General features: G+C 33.8%; 4 protein-coding genes. 3 read left to right on the forward strand and 1 reads right to left on the reverse strand.

Annotated elements, in window-relative coordinates; translation table 11 throughout:
• Positions 1–266 precede the first annotated feature (266 nt).
• Entirely contained in the window at positions 267–791 is a 525-nt protein-coding gene (locus tag BIV60_RS17980) for a GNAT family N-acetyltransferase (RefSeq protein ID WP_071357085.1), read from the forward strand.
• 393 nt (positions 792–1184) lie between these two features.
• Here BIV60_RS17980 and BIV60_RS17985 read toward each other — a convergent pair whose 3' ends face one another.
• Positions 1185–1430 (reverse strand): hypothetical protein, encoded by a 246-nt coding sequence (locus BIV60_RS17985; RefSeq protein WP_071357086.1) that lies wholly within the window; start codon positions 1428–1430, stop codon positions 1185–1187.
• A 256-nt stretch (positions 1431–1686) separates the two neighbouring features.
• On the opposite strand from BIV60_RS17985, the gene BIV60_RS17990 reads away from it, so the two are divergent.
• Complete coding sequence (locus tag BIV60_RS17990) at positions 1687–2079, forward strand: hypothetical protein (protein ID WP_071357087.1); 393 nt, start codon at positions 1687–1689, stop codon at positions 2077–2079.
• Positions 2080–2876: 797 nt separating this feature from the next.
• Positions 2877–3206, forward strand: coding sequence for a DUF6678 family protein (locus tag BIV60_RS18000; protein WP_083402314.1), 330 nt, complete (start codon positions 2877–2879; stop codon positions 3204–3206).
• Positions 3207–3256: the final 50 nt, after the last annotated feature.

Raw genomic sequence — 3256 nt, forward strand, 5'->3', positions numbered from 1 at the left:
CATTCTGTAAAGGATAACGAGGAGGAGCCGTGTGCATTAATAGTGCAAGCACGGTTCTGTGAGGGGGGTGGAGTACAATTTACCGCAAGGTAGAAAGGCTCCCTTCTACTCGACTACTTTCAAAACAATTGGACTGTTTCGGCAGTCCTTTTTCATTCTCGTTATTCAACTAAAGAAGCAGGTTAGTCCAAGATGAATATGGAATTTTATGTTAGGATATATACATAAAATTAATACATTTTAATGCTTATTTAAGGAGTGGTAGAATGTTTCCTGTGCTTGAAACGAAACGATTAGTGTTAAGGGAAATAGTTGAAAATGACGCTCAAGATATATTAAAGTGTTTTTCGAATGATGATGTATTACGTTATTATGGTCAGAAACCTCTAACAAGTATAGAGCAGGTAAAACAAATCATTAAAAATTTCGCAGGACAATTCAAAGAAAAAAATGGAGTGAAATGGGGCATTGAACTAAAAGAAACAGGTACTATTATTGGGACTATTGGTTTACAGGAGTGGTCTTTTGAACATAAAAGAGGGAACATAAGCTATGCACTTTTCCCAGAAAAATGGGGTAATGGATATGCTAGTGAAGCTGTTGATAAAGTGATATCTTATGGGTTTCAAGAACTTGGATTAAAGCGTATAGGTGCAGTTGTTTTTGTTGAAAATAAAGCTTCGAGTCAGTTATTAATAAAATTAGGTTTTACAAAGGAAGGTACGCTAAAAAAGTATATGTATCAAAATGATATACCATATGATACGGATGTTTACTCACTGTTAAAGTAAAAAAACAGTTTTACCGAATTTTTTAAATACCAATAGTCTAAAATCATTTTTTTATTGAACTAAACCAGCTAATAGCTTGTGAAGAATCGTACGTAAACTATCTGGGTGCTTTAGTTAAATAAACTTCAAAATAAATACAGGTAATAGCTTAGTTCCATACGGAGCTGGGCTATTTTACTTTTTCCAAAAACAAAAAGCACCGCAAATACGGTGCGAATTGATATGCATTTTACTTTACATTTTTAGGTGTAAATTCACGTTTTGTGATAGGAAACGAAACTCGTTAGTCTAAGACGGACCTTTTTTCTGCTCTTTGTTTCGGCAAATCCCTTATTTTCCTCTTAAAACTAGGGTTCAGGTTTGTTGGATAAAAAGATGACATAAAAATAAGGGTTAGGCAATATGTGACCTACCCTTTACTTGTTCCCATTGTAATAAATCTTTTAAAACTTCTTCATTTCCTTCTTCTTCGAAAGCAGAAGGAAAATCTAATGTAATACCTCTCCGATTAGCAACAGAAATAATTAAGCCTAATTCATAGTACATCTTTTTAGTAAGTATTCCTCTTTCGATATTGTTTTTAACTTCGTTATAGAATCGAATTAGAAACTCAACAGGTAACTTTTCATATAAATCCATTGTATATTCACCTCTAAACTTCCAAATAAAAACCTTTTCTTAAAGATACTACAATTTGTATTGATTTCCATTTTGAAAATGTGAACAAAAAACAAAACATTTTATTTAGAAAGCTTTTCATTTTTGTGCTAACTGGCAGCTTAGCTGATAAAGGAAAAAGAATACATCGTTCATTAATAAACCTCACCACGAATAGATGAATTAAATTAATAATATAATTGAATAAAAAATTATTGTTGTAAATGGGGAGGAAAGAATGAAACAGGTATCTCTTTTGAATGATCGAATAGGGAAGATTCTATTATTATTGTGTACCATAGGCGCATTTGTTTCGTTTTTCTTAAACATTGAAAATGTAGCAAGTGCAGATACATCCACTAAGGTTGTTGAGATCTGGCGTCTATACGGTTTCATAATATTCACAGGACTCTTCTTGCTTCTAGCTATTTATCCTCGTCGTTATGCTGGGATATGGGAACTCGTTTTTTTCCACAAGGCCGCTGTATCGGTCACGATCCCCTTATTAATTCAGCATAAAACTCCTGACATTCTGTCTGTGGCAATTACTGATGGAATTCTTGCGGTAATTGTTCTGATTGCTTACTTTTTGACTAAAGGATATTTAGCGTGGGGGACATTACGTAAATAATCACATATGGTCCCAACCATCATTGTGCTAACGGGTGCTTTACTTCAATAAGGGGTAAAGTTTTTTCTTATTCAAGTAACGGGGCAGGTTAGTTGAACAAGGTTCAGGATGAAATTACCTGATGCAATTTATAAATCCAACAATTATTCTAAAATAGATTAGAATTGCAGGAGGAAGTCAAGGGGGAAATGAGTTGATTGGGACAATTATATTTGCAATTATAATTGGAATCCTGGGTATTTTCTTTCTATATTACTCGTATCGATATACGTCAGATTATCACGAGAAAAACAGAAAAAGCATAGAAAAATTGAGAAAATCACAGATGCGAGAATTTGATTTGTCAAAGGAACGATTGAGTTTACGAATGCCTTATTGGTATAATAAGATTTTTTTCTTACTGGCTGGCATTATGATAATTTGCATTGACTTCTTTATTTGGTATAGTGGTGTATTTAATCTTTATCGACCTTAAAGTTGTAGTTGTTTGAAAAACAAATTATACAACAAAAAAGACCATAATGATGATCAAGGTGGAAATAAAAATGGTGCATTTTAATATCGGAGACATGATTTTTCAATTGGGTTACATCCTTATTCTTATTATCTTGGCAGTGTTTGTTGTACGCTTTCTATACAGATGGAATAAGAAAAAGAAGCGATAGTTTTTATCGCTTGTTCGATCGCTGCGGCGGGCTTTTTCTTATTCAACAAACGGGGCAGGTTAGTGCAAGAAGGATTCCATCATCCGTCATAGAATAATTAAAGAAACTCTAAAGATTAGAGGTGAATAAATAATGATACATAATCAATATCAGGAAGTTATGAATAATACAAAGTGGGAAGAAATTCGAGAAGCAATGTTAGATTCCCCCAATGGTCACCCATGGAGGACGAAAAATATTGAAACAGGCTACATATGCCCTTGGGATGGTGAATGGTTTTATCATTTTAGGATTGGCGGTCATAAGTGTACTGAATGGTTAGAGATAAAGTCAGAAACCGAAGAAATAAGGAATGAAGTTTTAGAAATCCTAAAAGGTATCCACGTTCCTGGAGAGGTACTTGATGGTGTGATTAGGGTTTATGGGTATGTTGAAATTGGTAAATCTGTTGACTATCTTTAAAATTCCTTTTTCAAGTAACGGGTGCTTGTGCGGCCGAGCTTAGGTCGTAT

This window comes from Bacillus sp. MUM 116 (assembly GCF_001866655.1).
GTDB lineage: Bacteria > Bacillota > Bacilli > Bacillales > Cytobacillaceae > Neobacillus.